Origin of the sequence: Burkholderia sp. PAMC 26561, from assembly GCF_001557535.2 — a bacterium.
Classification (GTDB): Bacteria; Pseudomonadota; Gammaproteobacteria; order Burkholderiales; family Burkholderiaceae; genus Caballeronia.
The window spans coordinates 1-18,322 of sequence record NZ_CP014309.1 but is presented as its reverse complement, the minus strand read 5'-3'; the positions used below and the strand labels follow the sequence as shown (position 1 = coordinate 18,322).

16 protein-coding genes and 4 pseudogenes are annotated in these 18,322 nt (G+C 56.7%); 5 read left to right on the top strand and 15 right to left on the bottom strand.

Going from position 1 to position 18,322, the window contains the following annotated elements:
- Positions 1 to 25: 25 nt before the first annotated feature.
- From AXG89_RS44895 to AXG89_RS26735, 5 genes are all read right to left on the bottom strand, one after another.
- Entirely contained in the window at positions 26 to 160 is a 135-nt protein-coding gene (locus AXG89_RS44895) for an SEL1-like repeat protein (protein ID WP_442861763.1), read from the bottom strand.
- Positions 126 to 377 carry a hypothetical protein gene (locus tag AXG89_RS44890; RefSeq protein WP_373408619.1) on the bottom strand — a complete coding sequence of 84 codons (252 nt, stop codon included), beginning with the start codon at positions 375 to 377 and terminating at the stop codon, positions 126 to 128. Before AXG89_RS44890 ends, AXG89_RS44895 begins: the two co-directional genes overlap by 35 nt.
- On the bottom strand, positions 263 to 592 hold the full coding sequence (locus tag AXG89_RS44885; RefSeq protein WP_062172688.1) for an SEL1-like repeat protein: 330 nt from the start codon (positions 590 to 592) through the stop codon (positions 263 to 265). Before AXG89_RS44885 ends, AXG89_RS44890 begins: the two co-directional genes overlap by 115 nt.
- Before the next feature lie 102 nt (positions 593 to 694).
- Entirely contained in the window at positions 695 to 892 is a 198-nt protein-coding gene (locus AXG89_RS44880; protein WP_062172690.1) for a tetratricopeptide repeat protein, read from the bottom strand.
- 60 nt (positions 893 to 952) lie between these two features.
- Positions 953 to 1,636 carry a tetratricopeptide repeat protein gene (locus AXG89_RS26735; RefSeq protein WP_062172696.1) on the bottom strand — a complete coding sequence of 228 codons (684 nt, stop codon included), beginning with the start codon at positions 1,634 to 1,636 and terminating at the stop codon, positions 953 to 955.
- A gap of 198 nt (positions 1,637 to 1,834) precedes the next feature.
- Between AXG89_RS26735 and AXG89_RS26730 the strand changes: the two genes are divergently transcribed.
- Complete coding sequence (locus tag AXG89_RS26730) at positions 1,835 to 2,167, top strand: flagellar transcriptional regulator FlhD (protein ID WP_082771564.1); 333 nt, start codon at positions 1,835 to 1,837, stop codon at positions 2,165 to 2,167.
- 15 nt (positions 2,168 to 2,182) lie between these two features.
- Here the strand turns inward: AXG89_RS26730 and AXG89_RS26725 are convergent, their stop codons facing one another.
- The 7 genes and pseudogenes from AXG89_RS26725 to AXG89_RS26695 form a co-directional block, all read right to left on the bottom strand.
- Positions 2,183 to 2,425, bottom strand: a complete 243-nt coding sequence (locus AXG89_RS26725) for a hypothetical protein (protein ID WP_082771565.1) — start codon at positions 2,423 to 2,425, stop codon at positions 2,183 to 2,185.
- Positions 2,426 to 2,935: 510 nt separating this feature from the next.
- Positions 2,936 to 3,310, bottom strand: a complete 375-nt coding sequence (locus AXG89_RS26720) for a hypothetical protein (protein WP_062172699.1) — start codon at positions 3,308 to 3,310, stop codon at positions 2,936 to 2,938.
- Between the two features lie 23 nt (positions 3,311 to 3,333).
- A pseudogene (ligD, locus tag AXG89_RS44415) lies at positions 3,334 to 3,637 on the bottom strand (non-homologous end-joining DNA ligase LigD).
- Positions 3,638 to 3,940: 303 nt separating this feature from the next.
- Entirely contained in the window at positions 3,941 to 4,297 is a 357-nt protein-coding gene (locus AXG89_RS44875; protein WP_082771566.1) for a nucleoside 2-deoxyribosyltransferase, read from the bottom strand.
- Positions 4,279 to 4,536, bottom strand: coding sequence for a DUF3717 domain-containing protein (locus tag AXG89_RS44870; RefSeq protein ID WP_442861766.1), 258 nt, complete (start codon positions 4,534 to 4,536; stop codon positions 4,279 to 4,281). Before AXG89_RS44870 ends, AXG89_RS44875 begins: the two co-directional genes overlap by 19 nt.
- A gap of 106 nt (positions 4,537 to 4,642) precedes the next feature.
- On the bottom strand, positions 4,643 to 5,935 hold the full coding sequence (locus AXG89_RS26700; protein ID WP_062172705.1) for an MFS transporter: 1,293 nt from the start codon (positions 5,933 to 5,935) through the stop codon (positions 4,643 to 4,645).
- A gap of 273 nt (positions 5,936 to 6,208) precedes the next feature.
- Entirely contained in the window at positions 6,209 to 7,210 is a 1,002-nt protein-coding gene (locus AXG89_RS26695) for a GntR family transcriptional regulator (RefSeq protein WP_236873530.1), read from the bottom strand.
- A 313-nt stretch (positions 7,211 to 7,523) separates the two neighbouring features.
- On the opposite strand from AXG89_RS26695, the gene acnA (AXG89_RS26690) reads away from it, so the two are divergent.
- Genes acnA (AXG89_RS26690) through prpF form a run of 3 tightly spaced genes read left to right on the top strand, consistent with a single transcriptional unit; the run spans position 7,524 to position 12,394 of the window.
- Entirely contained in the window at positions 7,524 to 10,127 is a 2,604-nt protein-coding gene (gene acnA / locus AXG89_RS26690) for an aconitate hydratase AcnA (protein WP_062172707.1), read from the top strand.
- A gap of 2 nt (positions 10,128 to 10,129) precedes the next feature.
- A complete protein-coding gene (locus AXG89_RS26685) occupies positions 10,130 to 11,203 on the top strand; it encodes a lactonase family protein (RefSeq protein WP_062172709.1) in 1,074 nt (357 codons plus the stop codon).
- A gap of 9 nt (positions 11,204 to 11,212) precedes the next feature.
- Positions 11,213 to 12,394: a 2-methylaconitate cis-trans isomerase PrpF gene (gene prpF, locus AXG89_RS26680; RefSeq protein WP_062172711.1), complete on the top strand. Its 1,182-nt coding sequence runs from the start codon at positions 11,213 to 11,215 to the stop codon at positions 12,392 to 12,394.
- A gap of 470 nt (positions 12,395 to 12,864) precedes the next feature.
- Here prpF and AXG89_RS26675 read toward each other — a convergent pair whose 3' ends face one another.
- From AXG89_RS26675 to acnA (AXG89_RS26665), 3 genes and pseudogenes are all read right to left on the bottom strand, one after another.
- Positions 12,865 to 13,602 carry an ABC transporter substrate-binding protein gene (locus tag AXG89_RS26675; RefSeq protein WP_062172713.1) on the bottom strand — a complete coding sequence of 246 codons (738 nt, stop codon included), beginning with the start codon at positions 13,600 to 13,602 and terminating at the stop codon, positions 12,865 to 12,867.
- Positions 13,603 to 13,636: 34 nt separating this feature from the next.
- Positions 13,637 to 14,528 (bottom strand): annotated as a pseudogene (locus AXG89_RS26670) (GntR family transcriptional regulator).
- A 50-nt stretch (positions 14,529 to 14,578) separates the two neighbouring features.
- Positions 14,579 to 17,206, bottom strand: a pseudogene (acnA, locus tag AXG89_RS26665) (aconitate hydratase AcnA).
- Between the two features lie 124 nt (positions 17,207 to 17,330).
- On the opposite strand from acnA (AXG89_RS26665), the pseudogene AXG89_RS44865 reads away from it, so the two are divergent.
- Positions 17,331 to 18,262 (top strand): annotated as a pseudogene (locus tag AXG89_RS44865) (lactonase family protein); the annotation flags it as partial.
- Between the last annotated feature and the right edge of the window lie 60 nt (positions 18,263 to 18,322).

Here is an 18,322-nt window from a genome sequence, read left to right as displayed (position 1 = left end):
CTAGGTTAAAATGTTATTTCTGTGCTCAAAGCGTCTCCCTGTTACGCCGCCGTTTGCTGTTTGGCGCTTGCACATATCCTGCAGCCGCCTTTTGATGCCAATCACGAGCTTGCGCGGGGTTTTGCTCAATACCTAATCCGTCCTGGTATGCCTGTCCCATGTCGAACATCGCTTAAGCATTGCATGATCGGTGGACTTCCGAAACCACACGACCGCCTGACCGTAATCCATTGCCACCCCTGGCCGAACGCATAACACTTACCTACCCAGAGCTCGCCGCGCGCATCTCCCAGCCTGGCCGCCTTCGCATACCACTCAAACGCGTTGCGATCGTCTTGGGTGGTATTACCCCAGTAGTAGGTACCCAAAAGTAGCATTCCCGATACATTGTCTTAGCCCGAAGCGCGTCGCAGCCAATCGAGGCCAGCGGCTGTATCACGCTCAACGCCCACCACCTCAGATAAGCAACACCAAGACTAGTTTGGGCGTCGGCGTCTCCCTGCGCGGCCGCTTTAACGAACCAGCGATACGCTTCGGCGTCGTTTTGCTGGACGCCTTGTCCGATTGCGTAACCGGAGCCGAGCAAAAACATTCCTCTTGCATCGTCCTGTTCTGCTGACTTGCGAAACAACCCTGTAGCTTCGGTCAGATTGGTCTCAATGCCGAGACCGGTCGCGTAGCGGTTGCCCGACTTCTACTGCGAAGAGGCATCACCTTGAATCGCCGCCGACTTAAGCCATCTGGTAGCGAGCGCTTCGTTATGCGGCACGCCCTGGCCATGGGCATACATGATCGCAAGATTCCCCTTAGCGCCAACGTTCCCACTGAGCGTCGCCTCTGTTAATAGCTCTGCCGCGCGCATGTCGTCGCGAGCGACGCCCAGGCCAGTCATGTACAGGTATCCGAGATTCAATTTTGATTTGAAATCGCTAGCTTGCGCTGACAGTGCAAATCATTGTGCCGCCATTTTCAGATCCGGCGGCACTCCGATGCCATCCTGGAAGCAAACCCCCAACTTGAACTGGCCAAGTGCATAGTCCTGAGCTGCGGTGCTCCGGTACCACTCGAGTGCCCAGTCAACATCGCGAGGCAGGCCACACAGCCCGTATTCATAGAACACCCCAACGTTGTACTGGGCAGGTGCATAGCCGCCCGTTGCGGACTTCATCATCCATTGCACCGCTAGGGCGTCGTCTTGTTGCAGTCCTAACCCCTTCAGATAGGCGTAGCCGAGCCTGTTCTGCGCTGCCGCGTATCCTTGGTCCGCAGCTTTCTGATACCACATCGCAGCCACGCTGTTGTCTCGCACCGCCCCAACGCCCGCGCTGTACATCCGGGCCAAGGTATGTTCGGCCTCGGGCTGTCCTTGTTCGGCCGACAGCCGAATGGCGCGGGTACGCGCGTCGTTTGCATCACGTTGCCGAGTCTTAATCGCCTCATTTGCATCGCCCTGGACCAGCTCGCCGATGTGGCCGGATAGCATCGGAGCGGGCGCGGCGATCTGGGACGCAGCAATTGGGCGGGCTGCCAACACAGTCAGGCCAATGGCGATGCACCCGCTTAACCGGCGGCGCTTCGGTAACCATCTGTCCACAATAAACCCGGCATTCCGTATTTTCGATCTGTACTCAGTCATGGGGCAATACGGCAAAACCGCCGGGATCACTCCGAAACCGTAATCTGTACCGACTCAAGATTCGCCGACCTGATTTTGTCTTACAAACCCTTGCCGAACGGTCTAAACAATCCCACAATGGTCATTGTTACGAGATCGGAAGAGGGATGAGCACTTATTGCCGATTTTGTTCGACCCATTTTCGATCAGGGCTGGCCTATGAACACTTTGAATGATACCGCGGCTTCAATTTGTGAAATCAACCTTGCGTACTTGACGCTCGCGCAGCGACTTCTTCGTTCGGATCGTTCAGTCGCAGAAGCGCGTTTTGGCTTTTCAGCACAAGCGGCAGACCTTCTAGTCGACCTTTCGGCGATCCAGGTAACGAAGCTGGCATCAGCCCCTCATCTTCTCTGTGCGTTTCGATTCCACGACCTGTCAGTGCTGTCGACGCTTTCTCGACCTACTAGCGAATCACAGGCTGTGCCGGCGGAAAGCGACTTTGGCACTGGCATGAGAGGTCACTTTGCTGCCGATGCGTTGTATAGGTGAAGGGCATTAAAGCACTCATCCGCATGATTTCTTCCGCGCCACCGGCTTTGGGAGGGATAGTGGATCTGCGGGAAGACGCAAAATGTCTGCCGCGAAGTCTGCAATTACGGCCGACCACTCTGGCGTGCCCACAGGAAAATCGGCCGGGTTGGGCTTTCCCTGTGCTCGCCGAATAGAAACGATAGAAAGGGCGAAAGCACGCGCTTCCAGGAACAATTTGTCGTCGGCTGGGAATGGATCCTCGGTGTGATGGGTCATTGCGCTCTCTGGTTATTATGCTTGTATTTGATTTTGCCGCTCTCGGGGAGGCGGTTAGTTATCTGAAGGTCTCGCATCCTTAATCTCGGCGGATGCTCCGAAAACTTGAGTCTCTCCGAGCTTTGCTTCAAGGATTTCACGGACATTTGCCCAGGCGGCCGCTGTTCTTGAGCCAACTAACAGAGAGCCGATGCTCGGCGCTCTCACTCCCTGAAATGCAGCCCAAATGCGCCTATAAAAGCGGCTTGATGCCCATGAGCGGCATTCTCGTGGTGATATCTCATATCTGGGATGGGGCTTTCGTCGCCGATCTGCGCGCGGCCTTCGGCAGGTTCGTCAACCCGGAGGTAGGCGATGGAAAAGCGGGCGAGCCTCGGCTAAGGCGAGCGATAGTGAACGCACTGGGAGACGCGTTGGAGACGCGTTCAATGGACACATCTCGGTCGACTGCCAACATTCGATCAATGCGCGGTGGGCGGCCACACCGCGACGCTTTGCTCGGACGGCCCCTCAGGTACCTGGTTCAAACCGTAGGCAAACCACGGCACTTGCTGTCGGAGCTCGGAGACGTAGATTCCCAGCCGCTTTGATTTCCGTGAATGAGATCGTGCTGCACAAGGTTCGCGAGCAGCGGCCGGTTGATCGTTCATCGAGCAGCAGCTTCGGCCAGAGGAAGAACGCGCTCGCCGCTCGTTTCGCGAACTCGTACGGGGTGATTTCCGCATCGACCATACGAAGGATGGTAAAGGTCATCAGGGATTCTTCTTGCCCGACGGCCTCGCCAACGGTGTTGAACCGGTTTGCGCATTTCATCACGCACGCAGATGCTTCCAGTACGTCGCCCAAATGCAGCAGCAGGGCGCGTCTCTCGATTCCATCGTCCATCGTCTCCCCGTTGTGTAAAGCTGCTACTTAAGGTCAATCGCTCTCTTCATGGCAACGGTCAATCCCTGCCGGCAACGTGCGTATCCTTGCCACGGGTCGGCACCCAAGGTGCGCTGGCGTTTGATCGCGCTGTGAATCGTCCACTGGTCGGCCGCCTTGATTTCTGGCAGTTCTTCCCACTTGATGGGCATCGAGACGTCCATGCCGGAGCGTGCGCGCGGAGAAGGCGGCAACTGTACTCGCGCCTTTGCTGTTACGCAGGTAGTCAATGAAGATTTTCCCGACGCGGTTCTTTGGACCCAGCGCCGCAGAAAATTGGTCGGGCATCGACGCAGAACGGCTCAAGTGGCACACGCCGAGCGATGCGCGGCCCACGTTTCTCTACATACACATCAGGTCAAAGACCGTCCACGTTTACGACATCGAAATCAAGTTTCCGACATTCGCCGATGTAAGACCTAAACCCAAAAACATGGCGACGATCGCTACGCTTTGTAGCTGTTTGAATGGGGCATCCGTCGGCGCCACGCACACGCCTTGCAGGCGTTTAACTGCCATTCGTCGTACACCGCTTGCGGATCGTCCAGCCAGTCGAGGTCGTTTGTAAAATGGATATACTGAGATTGCGCATCACCCAATATATACGAAGCTGCGCTTGCAAACCCCGTAATCAAAATGGGAGCCACCATTGCTGAACTTCTTTATCTCACGCAGACAATCGCCCGGGCCACCTACTACGAAGCCTGCCGAACTGGCCACCATCGGATTGACATTTAGGCCAGAATGTTCAAGGACATATCCACGCGCGCTCATAGGGAGGGAAGAGGGTGGATCGGACGTTGCAGCGATCTGTTCGACAAGCGCTCGAGCGCCGGATTGATACGCCCATGTAGGCTTGCCGAGCGCGGCCGCAAAACCAATTGAGACCGCTGTACCGCAGTTCGGCTCACCGAGTCCCCGAAAATTGTTTAAGTGCGCCACGACCATGTCAGCGGATCGGATGCCATCGATGTTCGCGCGACAGATCCAGTAATGCGACCTACAGCGAAAGTGGCAGCTGGCTCAGAGCTAGGTTCAACGCCTCGTTCTTTAAGGGATAGAGTGTTAGCCAAGACAGTTTCGGCGCGCTGGTAAATCATAGCGCTGTAAGTATCTGCAAGTACGCCTGCACGCGGACGTAGTGCCACATCCTCGCACGACGCTTTATGCTCACGCCAGTAGTTCATCGCGTTTTCAAACTGCCTGATAGTGAAGGTATTCATGGCGATGAGTTCGAAAAGAACAGTGCCAACTGTCTACCGAGCGCAACTCTACTGAGGTTCCCTCCTCGAGCTATGCGGTTGCCCTTACCTTCACTGATTTAGGGGGAGCAGCCATTGGGGAGCGGGTCATCGTAATTACAACGGTCGCGCCTACTAGCAACAGCAGTCCTGCGATACCGAATGCCCAGTCGTAGCTGCCCGTCGCAGCGATTACGTAGCCGGTGGCGATTGGCGCAATCATGCCGAAAATATTTCCGCCTACCACGACGAACGCCATTGCCTTCGCTACATCTCGTGAATTGGGAAGCAGATCGTTCAGCAACGCAAAATTGAGCGATGTCGTGGATGCGATACCAGTAAGGGTGATCGAGAAGACAACCAGCAGAACAACAAGGTTAGAGGTGAAGGGCACTGCGAGAATGGCCGTACCGGCAAGCATGGATAGCGCGACCGCATTGCGACGCCGGCCTGTGCCGACTCCACTTTTCTTCAGGTACTGATCGCTCAGACGACCGACGAAGACGCAAAGCACGACGGCAGCCGCATAGGGAACTGCGGAGAAGAGACCAGTATGCGTAATGCTCAGACCGCGACTCACCTGAAGGTAGCTTGGCAGCCAGGTAAGGAACAGGTGCTGGGTGTAGACGTTGCAGCCCTGTGTGAGAGCGAGTCCCCACAAGGTCGGGGTGCGCATCAATGACAGAAGACCAGATGATTCGGCATGAAGTGCGCTCGCGTTGATTGGCGCGGGGTTGCGCTCGCGAACAATCTTTTCGCGCTCTTCCGCCTTGAGCCAACGAGCATTTTCTGGGGAGTTGTAAAATGCCAGCCAGGCCGCGAGCCATACGAAGCCAATCCCTCCTGCGATGACGAAAGACATGCGCCACCCGTAGAGAGCAATGAGTGAGCCGAGTATCACCGAGCAGATCGCTGGCCCTGCATAGGATCCGCTGTTAAACACTGAAGTGACCATCCCCCGTTCGTTTGCCGGTATCCACTGTCGAATGACCTTCGCGCCGACAGGGTTGCTGACTGATTCGCCTGCGCCCATCACTAATCGCGCCAGCAGAAGACTTCCGAAGCTGCTGGCCGCGCCGGTAAGGGCCGTTGCAGCCGACCAGACGAAAATCCCGACGCCGGCCATACGCTTGGTACCAAACCGGTCAATGAGAATACCCATCGGAATGAGAAAAAGAGCGTAGCTCCAGATGAACGACGAAAAGAGATAACCCATACCCACGGCTGAGAGCTTGAATTCGCTCGCAATTGGCTTGGCCGCTATCGATAATGCAATCCGGTCCATGTAGTTAATCATTGAAAGCGAAAACAAAAACACGGCTATCCAACCTCTGCGGTATGACATGGTTGTCTCCAATATAGTCACGCGCACCGAACAGACGTAGCCCGGTGGCCGGTAAACCGCATCTCAAGGACGGCGGCGAAAAGATAAGCGTTTGACGATCACAAAACGCAGATCACCACTTTCGAAACGTAGGAGCTTCACATCGTATGAACCAACGAGCATCACGACAAAATGAAGGCTCCTATCAAAAAAACTCTTAAGATTTTTGTAATCACAAAACGCACTATTGGGTGAAAAAAAGCGGCGAAATGCCGCCAGCGTCCGCAACGCTATTTACCGCGTGGCGAATACTTCACGTGAACGAACCTTTGCGCGACGGGCGCCCTCGATGTGATCGCGAAGCAATGCCGCCGCCTTCAGAAGATCTTGATGCTCAATCGCGTCGAGAATTGCGAGATGTTCGAGCGCCTGCTCCTGACGTGGTTTGCGGGTTTTGGCCTGGCGATATTCCACCAGTCGGCGCAGCCGATCCATCCGGCGAACCGAATGGGCGATGAACCGGTTTCCCGACCATTTGGCAATCGTTTCGTGGAAGTCGCTGTTCGCTTCAAAAAGCTCGATGGAGTTCATCGTGAGGTAGCCTCCGTCGACAATGAATTGCTGTCTGCGCTGTAACTCCCTCAATTCAACCCTGTCGGCGCGGAACATCGGCGACAACACGCCGGTAGGTTCGATCGCTGCGCGAAACAGGTAACTCTCCTCGTACGCTTCAACGGAGTCGATCATCGGCATGAACTGCCAGCCATGCCCCACCTGTCGCTCTAGCCATCCTTCCTCCTGCATCAACGACAAAACCCTGCGCAGCGCGCTTCGCGACACTTGGTATTGCCGCATCAGATCCGCTTCGGATATCACGTCTGGCAAACGCTTGGCGAGTCGGTCGTCAGCGATCTTCAGATACAACGGCTCTTCGGGCTCGTCGAAAAACTGCGCCGCGACATCGGTTACTTCCCGCGCCGGTTTTGCCATGAAGAAGCCCCGGTTCGCGTCGTAGAACACAACGCCCAGTGAAACCAGGTGATGCAGGCCAACGTTGACGGGTGAGCGGGATGTCCCAATCCTTTCCGCAAGCACTGATTCAGCGAGTCTGTCGCCCGCCGAGAGGTCGTCGCGTCGTGCGAGCGACAAGATTTCGCGGATCACCCGTGTCTGCAGCGGGGTCAGGGGTGCGGGCGATTGTTCGGTTAAGTCCATATGGGATAGAGGCACTCTATGACCGTTCACGACCGTCAAGTGAGGCGGTGCATCTGAAAGGTCCATCTGGGATTTTGCCATCGCTCGCTCCGATCGGGATCGTGTTGGGCACTCACTGGCTGCACCCACCATATCTGCCGCGTCGTCATGGGGGAAACAGTTATTTTCAGGACGTTACTGATTGCGTTTGATGATCATATAACGCACTTTTGCTTTGTGCAAGGACGTGTCAGGCGAGCGGTGTAAACCCCTATTTTTGCTCTTCAAAATAGCGAAGCAGCTAACCATAGCGGGCAAGCACTGACAAAATTTGCGTTTGCTTATTGCGTTTTATGATCATAGAATGCATTAATCAAAACATAGATCGCACTGCACCTCCCCGGAGAACGCCCAAATGCCCCGCAATCCTCTTCCTAGCCAGACGGTAGATTTCGTCAGAGTCGTTGATGCGACGCAGTCGCTCGATGCCGCTCAATTTGCCCGCCTGCCATATTGCGTTCGTGTGTTTGCCGAAAACATCGTGCGCAGGCAGCCCGGCCCTGAAGCCAGGACGTATCTCTCGGCGCTGGCCGCGCGCCGTCACGACGTTGACTTTCCCTACTACCCGTCGCGCGTAGTGTTGCAGGATTTACTTGGCACCCCAGCGCTTGTGGATCTCGCCGGGATGCGTGATGCAGTGGCCGAAGCCGGCGGCGATCCATCCGCTATCAACCCGGTGGTGCCGACGCATCTCGTGGTAGACCACTCGCTCAATGTTGAGGTGGCGGGGACGGACCCAGAGGCGATGGCCAAGAATATGGCAATTGAGAGAAGCAAAAACGCCGAACGTTTCGAATTCCTCGCATGGTGCAAGCAGGCTTTCTCAAATCTCGACGTCCTGATGCCAGGCAATGGGATCCTGCACCAGGTCAATATCGAACATCTGTCGCCGGTCATTCAGGTAAAAGACGGCGTTGCCTTTCCCGACACGCTGGTGGGAACCGATAGCCACACCACGATGATCAATGCGCTGGGAGTACTGGGCTGGGGCGTTGGCGGTATCGAAGCTGAATCGGTGATGCTCGGTCGTGCCGTATGGTTGCGCCTGCCGACCATCGTCGGTGTAGAACTCAAGGGTTTCCGGCAACCTGGCATTACGGCGACCGATCTGGTCCTCGCAATCACGGAGTTTCTGCGCAAGCAAAAAGTGGTTGGCACGATCATCGAGTTCTACGGCGATGGCGCTCGCGCTATGACGTTGAGTGACCGAGCGACCATCTCGAACATGGCTCCGGAGTTCGGCGCGACTGCCGCGCTATTCGCGATCGACGAAAAAACGCTCGATTTCCTGCGCCTGACTGGGCGCACCGAAGCGCAAATCTCCTTGACCGAAGCCTATGCGAAAGCACAGGGGCTTTGGGCCGATGCATTCGCCCATGCCGAATATGACCGGGTCCTGTCATTCGACCTGTCAACCGTCGGCCGCGCACTGGCCGGGCCGGCCAATCCGCACGACCGCGTGCCGCTCTCCAGTCTCATCTCGAAGGGTATCGCGCGTCCGGCCGAAGCTGTAGCCGAGCAGCCGGATCCGGCGAGCCCGGTCAAACTCTATGACGGGGCCGTCGTCATTGCGGCGATCACGAGTTGCACGAACACCTCCAACCCGCGCAACATGATTGCCGCCGGACTGGTCGCCCGCCGGGCTGTGGAGCTCGGCCTCGAGCGCAAACCGTGGGTTAAGACCTCTCTCGCACCCGGATCGAAGCCGGTCGAAAGCTACCTGCGTGAAGCGAGACTGATGGAGCCGCTTGAAGCACTCGGGTTTGGAATCATCGGCTTCGGCTGCACTTCCTGCAACGGCATGTCTGGTCCGCTTTCGAAAGAAATTGAAGCGGACATTGTGAGCCGTGATGTGCATGCAGTGGCTGTCCTCTCGGGCAATCGCAATTTCAATGGACGTATTCATCCGCGCGTGAAGGAAGCTTTTCTTGCCTCTCCGCCGCTGGTCGTGGCGTATGCGATCGCCGGGACCATTCACGTGGACATCGAGAACGGTGTGCTCGGAACAGACAAGACCGGCGCGCCGGTCTATCTGAAGGATCTGTGGCCGGCTGACGAGGAGATCGACACGCTGCTCAAGGCAAGTGTGCACGGCGAGCAGTATCTCAAGATCTATACGGAGATGTTCCGCAAGAGCGAGCGTGTGCATGGCCAAGCCGCGGTGCCGGCACGCTTTCCGTGGCGCGAGGACAGCAACTACATCTGCCGGCCGCCTTACTGGCAACCCGATCTCATCAGCGCGGCCAGATTTGCGGACATGCGGGCCATCGGTGTGTTTGGCGACAACGTTACGACCGACGACCTTTCACCGTCAGGTGCGATCCTTCCGGAAAGCGCAGCGGGCGAATACCTGATCGAGCACGGCGTTGAGCCGGCGGAATTCAACTCGTACGGCACGCGGCGCGGCGATCATCGGGTGGCGATCCGGGCGACCTTCGCGAACAACCGTCTTCATAACGAGATGGCTAATGGTCAGGAAGGTTCGCTCACGCGACTTGAGCCGGAGGGCAGGATCATGCGTTTGTTCGATGCGGCTGAGCTGTACCTGTCTCGCGGACAGGAGTTAATCGTGATCGCAGGGAAAAACTACGGTTCTGGCTCGTCGCGCGATTGGGCAGCCAAGGGCGTGCGACTCATCGGCGTGCGTGCGGTTGTCTGCGAAAACTTCGAACGCATTCATCGCTCGAATCTCGTTGGCATGGGTGTGCTGCCGCTGGAATTCGCGGAAGGCACCGACCGTTTGACACTCCAGCTCGATGGGTCGGAAATTTACTCGGTTGAGGGCTTGGGGGGAGACGTGTCTTCCGGCGTGACGCTCGGCCTGAAAATCAGGCGCAAAAACGGCGACGTGGTCACTGTGCCGGTCAAATGCCGCATCGACACCGAAGAAGAAGCGGAAATCTTCAATGCCGGTGGGCTGTTGCCGCGCATCTCGGACGAAATGTTCGAGGCGGCGTAAAAATGGCACCCGTCTTCGCCTATGTTGGATGCCGCACGACACACGAGAGAAACGCGCGCGGCAAGGGTATCGGAGTCTACGCGGTGGAGCCTTCGTCTGGATCTTGGGAACACGTCGAATCGTTCGAGCCACTGGAAAACCCAAGCTTCCTGACTTTGAACGAGGCCCAGAACATTCTCTATGCCGTGCACGGCGACGGCACCGAAGTAAGCAGCTACGCGGTCAACGCAACAACTGGAAAACTAACCGCTTTGAATCGTCAACCGTGCGGGGGGCGCAATCCGGTACACCTCGCTCTGTCTCAAAGCGGAGAGTCGCTGGTCGTCGCCAACTATGCAACTGGAAATGCGGCGCAGCTTCCGATCGATCCCGACGGATCACTGGGCAGTGTTGCTTCGTCGGTCCACTTTCCTGGTGCCGCCGGTCCACATCGAATCGAACAGGTTTCGTCGCATCCGCATCACATCTCACGATTCGTGACGCGACGTTACAACACTGACTGGCACATCGTGCCCGACAAGGGACTGGATACAGTTTTTGCAGTCAGGTGGGACGGTGTAGATAGCATGCCAATTCCGACATCCGGCCGGGCGCGGGAAGGCGCGGGGCCGCGCCATGCGGTCTTCCATCCGACCCTTGCGATGATTTACGTCGCAAATGAACTCGATTCAACGCTCACGGCATGGTCCTTCGACCCACTATCCGGTGCGCTCAAACCGTTACACACGATGTCTGTTGTGCCTTGTGACAGCCACAAGTTGTCACGGGCCGCTGGCATCGCGATACGGCACGACGCAACCGCCCTCTACATATCGAATCGCGGCCACGACAGCATCGCGACGGTCGCGCTTGACGGAGCAACTGGCATCCCGTCAAAGGCACGCTGGATTGACGCTCAGGGGCAGTGCCCCAGATTCATCTGTCTCAGTCACGACGGTCGAATGCTCTATGTTGCCAACGAACAGTCCGATTCAATCGTCCAGTACCTCCTTGACGCAAAAACTGGCGCCCCGACGCCAACCGGTCACGTCGTTTCCGCAGGTAGCCCCGTGTGCATCACCTTCAAAACCCAATAGGAGCAGAGCTTGACTCAATATAGGATTCCCGCTGTGTACATGCGCGGCGGCACGAGCAAGGGTGTCTTTTTTCGCGCCGAGAGTCTACCCGCCGATCCCGTTCTTCGCGACAAGATTTTGCTACGCGTGATCGGTAGCCCGGACCCGTACGAAAAGCAGACCGACGGGATGGGCGGTGCCACCTCCAGCACGAGCAAGTTGGTGCTCGTCGGGCCGTCGTCGCGGCCAGACTGCGACGTCAACTACCTCTTTGGCGCGGCTTCCATCGACAAGCCTGTCATCGACTGGTCTGGCAATTGCGGCAATCTCATCTCTGCAGTCGGCCCGTTTGCGATCGAGCAAGGGTTTGTTAAGCCACCTCAGGACGGCGTGGCTATTGTCCGCATCTGGCAGGCGAACATCAATGCGAAGATCATTGCGCATGTTCCAGTGAGAAATGGGGAGGTTGTCGAGGAAGGTGACTTCGAGCTCGACGGTGTGACCTTTCCGGCAGCCGAAATCAAGATCGAATTTCTCAACCCCGGCGGCTCTGAGGATGGTGAAGAGACAACGGGAGGAATGTTTCCAACAGGAAATCCCATAGATTCGCTCGACGTCCCGGGATACGGCACATTCCAGGTCACGATGATCAATGCGGGTAATCCTGCAATCTTCATAACGGCGGAAGATCTGGGTCTGCGTGGCAATGAAATGCAGGCGGACGTGAACGATAACGTCCAGTTGCTGAACAAGTGCGAAGCGATTCGCGCGCACGCGGCGGTTCGGATGGGTCTGGCGGCGACGCCCGAAGAAGTGACGGCACTTCGTCCTCACACGCCGAAGCTGGCGTTTGTCTCTCTACCTACAGAATACGTGGCGTCGAGCGGAAAGCGAGTCGACTTGTCAAGCATCGACATCAACGCGCGAATTTTGTCGATGGGCAAACTTCACCACGCGATGACTGGAACCGGTGCCGTTGCCGTCGCCGTCGCCGGAGCCATACCCGGTACCGTGGTCAACCAGCTTGTCGTAGGGAAAGCGACGAATGAAATCCGTTTCGGACATCCTTCCGGCGCGATGACAGTGGGCGCCGAAGCCGAACAGAAGGATGGTACGTGGATGGTCACGAAGGCAATTATGAGTCGAAGCGCCCGTCGCCTTATGGCGGGTTATGTTTTCGTTCCCTCGTCTCTAGACCCCGAACTTCACTAGCCGCTTTGGCTTTCGTGAGGTGTAGCCTTGGCCACAAGGTCGTTGGCATAGGGGCCAACAGCGACGCGACAACCGGCCAGCCTTCTGGCGTTTCAATCGTCCTTGCCCGGGAGTTTGCGAAGTGTTTGGCGGTCGACATCGAGAGTGTCATCTTCGACGCTGGAGAATAGTCTGTCGAGGCAGTCTGGGACAATCGTGCGGGTATTGGTTTCTTTGCCATATACCCGCTGCGAGCCGCGAGCATTGCATTCACTACGACGTATGTATTAGTTTGAGGGCTTCTACGTAGCGCGAAACGGGTCCGCGATACAAACGAACACCGACATTAATTCAGAGTCCTTGCGTCGCGATTGGCAAGGGGAGGGCCTACGATCTTCTCCTTCCGCGCAAGCTCAAGCGTGTGTAGAGGGACGTTGCGACATGCGTTATCAACAAGTGGCAGCGCCGATGAAACGGCTATCACCTTTTAATCAATCACGAGGCGGGGCAAGTGATGCACCAGCGATGCGATGCATTTCAAGTGCGTTTTGAACGAATCCCGAAGCCTTTATTTCTTCCACAAAATCGGCCAAATACGCTGCGGCGGCCGCTCCCCGGCTCTTCGGTGTTCCCATCGCCTGCTGTATGACCATAAAGCGTTCGTTGAGCAAGCGTAGGCCAAGTGTTTTGGCGGCATCGGCTTCGAGTTGCTGCTTTACGCCTGCGGCCACTTCGAGGTTCTGTTCAACGAAGGTTTGCACGACGGTAGGGGACGTTGGCGCCCGAACGATTTCTGCTTGCTTCAGCTCGCGCGTCAGATACAGGTCGTATGCGCTTCCTTTGCCAACAGCCACACGATTTTCAGCACGATCAACGTCGGCATTCTCGCGGATTACTGACTTGTCGCGCACAAGATAAAAGCCTTCAATCAACACATAGGGTGCGGTGAAGGCGATGCTTGCGCCCCGGACTGGATCGATCGCAAAGAAGCCAAAGTCGGCGTGTTCATTGGTTACCGCTTCAACGGATTTCCCCGCTGCATCGAATACAACTAGCTCGACAGGAACGCCAAGTCGTTTCCCAAATTCCAACGCAATATCCACCGACACGCCAAACGGCTGTCCCGTTGCGGAATCCTTGTTGGCTAGTATCGGATTCCCCAGATTGATTGAAGCACGAAGTCGCCCGGTCGGCGTAAAGGAGGAAAGTATCGAAGCGTTGACTGTCATGAGCGATGTGGAAGAGATCAGGTAAGGATCCGATCTAGGGTTTGAGAATGTTGCTGATGTTGGATAGCGCGTCGAGCGTGTGGCGAAGATGAGCGCGAAGCTCCTCGGACGCTTCTTCGTTGCGTTCTTTCTCCAGTAGATCAAGAACGTTCAGGTGCTGCTTGCAATGCTCGGTATAGCGCTGTCTGTCCTGCATCGAGCGATAGGAGAGTAAGCGTCTGACGCGATTTACGCGCTTGATGGTGTCAATAAAAAATGAGTTGCCCGACGCTTCCACCAACGATTCGTGAAAACGTACCCCTCGGTCGTGAAGCTGGTCAGCGGTATCCGTTTCGATTCCTCCCTGCAGCAAATGTACCTCGGCCGCTCGGCACCGTTTGAGTACCTTTGGATCAAGCCAATATCCGGGTTCTAGCAACGCAGCGGGCTCAAGCGCCAACCGCAGTCGATACGATTTCAAGAGGCTATCCGGGTGGTCAGCATCGAAGAGAACTGCCAGCCGTAGCCCGGTTTGCGCTCGGCCCAGCCTTCTTGCGAGATGCGCCCAAGCACGGAGTTGAGTTGGGTATTCGTTAATCCGTAGCGCGTTTGAGCGCCTGCTCTGAGACTTCCTCTGGCAGTAATCCCTTCAGCCTGTCGTCGGCGATTCGAAAATAAACGCTCGTGACGACATCCGCTTCGCCCAAACCAAGCTGGTCGACGACCTGGTCGAGCGGCTGCTCCACTGGCTTTGCCAAGAAAAATCCGCGATTCCGCTCGCGAATTAACACGCCCTTTTCATGCAAGAAGGCGAGAGCATCGTTGACCGGGGAGCGCGACACACGAAGGCGATCCGCGATTAGTTGTGCCGGCAAGTGACTGCCGACAGCCATTCCTTCTGCGTGAATAAACGCGACGATTTGCGAGGCGATCGATTTGTCGATCATGACGATTCTAGCCTGTTCCTTCATTCGGCTCGCACGCTCCGCCTAGGTCGTCAGGTCGGGAGCGATTGCGCTGCCAGTGTTTTTTGCAGGATCAATGGGATTACGCCTCCGGCGCGCAGCAGTGCCGTTTCAAGTTGCGTTTCTACGGCTGCCGTTGCTTCAAATTGGTCGATTTTCCCATCCACACGAACGATTTTGACACCGATTAGGCAACGAGGTGCCAACGTCTCGGCTGATGCGCTGATTTCGAGCTTGTCGCCGGGGCGAACGTTCAACGAAACGGGCGTGATGCCTTCAGGCAGGCGCAGAGGCAGGATGCCCATCCCGATCAGATTCGACCGGTGAATACGCTCGAAGCTGACAGCCAAGACCGCGCGAATGCCGAGCAGTCGCTGGCCTTTCGCGGCCCAGTCGCGCGAGGATCCCGTCCCATATCGCTCGCCGGCGATGAGAACGACCGAGTCTCCATCGGCGCGGTATCGATTGGCAGCTTCGAAGATCGGCAGCACTTCACCAGTCGGGACGTGCAACGTGTTTGCCGTCGGGGCGTCAGCCTTCAATAGATTGACAAGCGTCTTGTTGTAAAAGGCGGCACGCACCATGACTTCCCAGTTCCCGCGGCGAGACGCAAAAACATTGAGGTCGTTACGATCGTCTCCGCGCTCCACCAGGAAGTCAGCGACGTAGCTATCTTTCGGAATCGCACTTGCAGGGGAAATGTGATCGGTTGTTACATCGTCGCCCAGCACGAGCAACGGGTAGGCGATGTAGGTGCCAAGCTGGGAGCCTTCCGAGAGGGAAGCAAAGGGCGGCCGACGCAACGCAGTCGACGCGTGATCCCACGGAAATTGAGCACTTTCCGGGGTTTTCATTTCGTGCCAAAGCGGGTTCTGACTGGCGATAGCGAACGCGCGGGGGTAATCACTCGGCTCCGCAGCCTGCTTCACCAACGCTGCAACTTCCTCGCGGCTTGGCCATAAATCATTCAAGAAAACGGGCTTACCGTCTGCGGTGATTTGCACCGGGTCCTGGCTTAAATCGACTTCCGCGTCACCAGCTAGTGCAAAAGCGATGACCAGGGGCGGTGACATGATGAAGCCCAGATCCAGATCCGGATGAATCCGGCCCGGAAAATTCCGGTTGCCCGACAACATGGCGACGGGATAGACGGACTTGCTTGCGAGCGCTTCCTTGATCGGCTGGGTGAGCTGACCGGAATTTCCAATGCAGGTCGTGCATCCGTATCCAACGATGTCGAACCCTACCGACGACAGGTCATCAATCAAACCAGCACGCTCGAGATACGCCGCGGCAGCGGGCGAACCGGGTCCGAGTGAGGTCTTGATCCATGGCGAGACCTTTAGCCCTCGTTCTCGCGCCTTGCGGGCGACTAGACCCGCCGCGATGAGCAAGGCCGGGTCAGACGTATTGGTGCAACTGGTGATGGCAGCAATCGCCACCGGGTGCTTGGGCATCGACGTCGCGGCGGTGCTTGGTTTAAAAGCAAAAGTTGCAAGCGCCGCCGAGGTTTCTGAATAGTCCAGCAAATCCTGCGGACGGCGTGGGCCGGCGATATGCATGCCGATCTCGCTCAGATCGATGTTGATACTTCGCGTGTAGGTTGGCTCCGCGGACGGGTCAAACCACACACCCAGTCGCTTCGAAATTCTCCGACCAGTGCGATCGCGCTCGAAGTTCGATTAGTTGTTCGAAGGTACTCGAGCGTGGATTCATCAACCGGAAAAAAGCCCGTGGACGCACCATATTCCGGGGCCATATTCGCGACAACAGACCGGTCGCCAGCAGTCAACGTCGCAACGCCAGGACCAAAGAACTCCACGAACTCGCCAGATACACCGATTTGGCGAAGGCGCTGCGTCACCGTCAACGCCAGGTCGGTTGCGAGCGTCCCGGGTCGGAAAGCGCCCGTCAAGCGAACGCCAATGACATCAGGAATTCGCTGCATCACGGGCATGCCAAACATCACCGTCTGCGCTTCCAGACCTCCAACGCCCCATCCAAGTACGCCGATGCCGTTGATCATTGGCGTGTGGCTGTCGGTGCCGATCAAGGTGTCTGGTACCGCCCAGCGCTCATTGTCACGTTCTACGACCGAGACAACCGTTGCCAGCTGCTCAAGATTGATGGTGTGCATGATCCCCGTTCCCGGCGGATGAATCCGCACTCCGGTCAACGCTTTCGATGCCCAGCAAAGAAATCGATACCGCTCGTTATTACGCCGAAGCTCGAGTGACAGGTTCATCGGCGCAGCATCGGGTCGGGCGAAATATCAACCGCCAATGAGTGATCAACCGACGAATCCACGGGTAGTACCGGATTGAGGGCGTTCGGATCAGCACCCGCTTCGGCGAGCGCGTCGCGCATGGCCGCGACATCGACCAGCGCAGGCGTGCTCGTCGTGTCGTGCATCAACACGCGATTGGGCTGGAATGCGATTTCGACCTCGCTCGTGCCGCGCTCGAGCCAACCGAAGATCCCGTCGACCGCGAGCCGGCGCTCTTCGCCGTCCGTATTGCGGATCGCGTTTTCCAGTAACAGGCGCAATACAACCGGCAACCGCGTGAACTTAGTGCCGAACATTCCCGGAAGATCGATGAACCGAAAAGCTCATCGCCGGACCGCAGGCTCGCTTGTGGGGGGGAGTAAGTGTTTTCCATAACTGTATTTTTGCACTTTCACGAGTAAAATGCAATCTAGTGAAAACCCCAGAAGAAAAATTGTGGAGACGAGACCGTGGATCTAAAAGATCAATTGACTGCTGTTGGTTCGACCGTAGCGAACATGAGACGCCGTCGTCTTCTTCAGAGCGCCGCGTCGATAAGTGCCCTGGCGACAATTTGGTCCACGTTTCCCACGGCCTTTGCAGCAGCTAACCGGGCAAACCGCCCCTCGAATTCGAAAGGAAATCGTATGTTTGCTTATGTTGGCTGCCGTACCACTCGCGAACGCAATGCCCGAGGTGACGGTATCAGCGTCTATTCAGTCGATGAGGAGTCTGGGAAGCTTGAACGGGTTCAACTTCTAAAGGACCAAGTCAATCCGTCGTTTCTGGCACTGAGCGCCAACGGCGAGCGCCTCTACACTGTCCACGGCGATCTCAGTGACATCAGTTCTTACGCGGTGGACAAAGCGACTGGGAAATTGCGTTCATCAACAAGCAAAGCACACAAGGCCAGAACCCGGTTCATCTGGCGATCGATCCGAAGGGTCGTTATGTGGTCGTGTCGAACCATATTGGATCAAGCCTCGCTGTGTTGCCTATTGCTGACGATGGCTCGCTTAAAGAGCTAACGCAACTCGTGAAGCTCGAAGGTCCGCTCGGTCCGCACCGGGTCGAGCAAAAGGTGCCGAAGCCCCATTTCAACCCGTTCGACCCGTCAGGCGAGTTTGTCATCGTGCCGGCCAAGGGGCTGGATCAGATCCTGACTTACCGATTCAAGGACGGACAACTCACGCCAGGCACACCAGCGTTCGTTTCAACACGAGAGACGTCAGGGCCTCGTCATATTGCGTTCCACTCGAAATCGGGCTTCGCATACTGCGTCAATGAACTTGACTCAACGGTCACTACCTACCGGTACTTGCCCAGCAACGGTTCTCTGCAGCCTTTGCAAACGGTTTCGACGCTGCCAGACACCTTCACGGGCAATAGCCGCGCGTCCGAGATCGAAGTCGATAGCACGGGCCAATACGTATATGCGTCCAATCGGGGATATGACAGCGTCGCCGTGTTCAAGGTTGATCAGGACACCGGTTTCTTGAGTCTGGTTGAA

Coding starts and splice junctions, on each gene's coding strand:
- AXG89_RS44895 (WP_442861763.1), bottom strand. CDS start 160: ATGGGACAGGCATACCAGGACGGATTAGGTATTGAGCAAAACCCCGCG.
- AXG89_RS44890 (WP_373408619.1), bottom strand. CDS start 377: ATGCTACTTTTGGGTACCTACTACTGGGGTAATACCACCCAAGACGAT.
- AXG89_RS44885 (WP_062172688.1), bottom strand. CDS start 592: ATGTTTTTGCTCGGCTCCGGTTACGCAATCGGACAAGGCGTCCAGCAA.
- AXG89_RS44880 (WP_062172690.1), bottom strand. CDS start 892: ATGACTGGCCTGGGCGTCGCTCGCGACGACATGCGCGCGGCAGAGCTA.
- AXG89_RS26735 (WP_062172696.1), bottom strand. CDS start 1,636: ATGACTGAGTACAGATCGAAAATACGGAATGCCGGGTTTATTGTGGAC.
- AXG89_RS26730 (WP_082771564.1), top strand. CDS start 1,835: ATGAACACTTTGAATGATACCGCGGCTTCAATTTGTGAAATCAACCTT.
- AXG89_RS26725 (WP_082771565.1), bottom strand. CDS start 2,425: ATGACCCATCACACCGAGGATCCATTCCCAGCCGACGACAAATTGTTC.
- AXG89_RS26720 (WP_062172699.1), bottom strand. CDS start 3,310: ATGGACGATGGAATCGAGAGACGCGCCCTGCTGCTGCATTTGGGCGAC.
- AXG89_RS44875 (WP_082771566.1), bottom strand. CDS start 4,297: ATGGTCGTGGCGCACTTAAACAATTTTCGGGGACTCGGTGAGCCGAAC.
- AXG89_RS44870 (WP_442861766.1), bottom strand. CDS start 4,536: ATGAACTACTGGCGTGAGCATAAAGCGTCGTGCGAGGATGTGGCACTA.
- AXG89_RS26700 (WP_062172705.1), bottom strand. CDS start 5,935: ATGTCATACCGCAGAGGTTGGATAGCCGTGTTTTTGTTTTCGCTTTCA.
- AXG89_RS26695 (WP_236873530.1), bottom strand. CDS start 7,210: ATGGCAAAATCCCAGATGGACCTTTCAGATGCACCGCCTCACTTGACG.
- acnA (WP_062172707.1), top strand. CDS start 7,524: ATGCCCCGCAATCCTCTTCCTAGCCAGACGGTAGATTTCGTCAGAGTC.
- AXG89_RS26685 (WP_062172709.1), top strand. CDS start 10,130: ATGGCACCCGTCTTCGCCTATGTTGGATGCCGCACGACACACGAGAGA.
- AXG89_RS26675 (WP_062172713.1), bottom strand. CDS start 13,602: ATGACAGTCAACGCTTCGATACTTTCCTCCTTTACGCCGACCGGGCGA.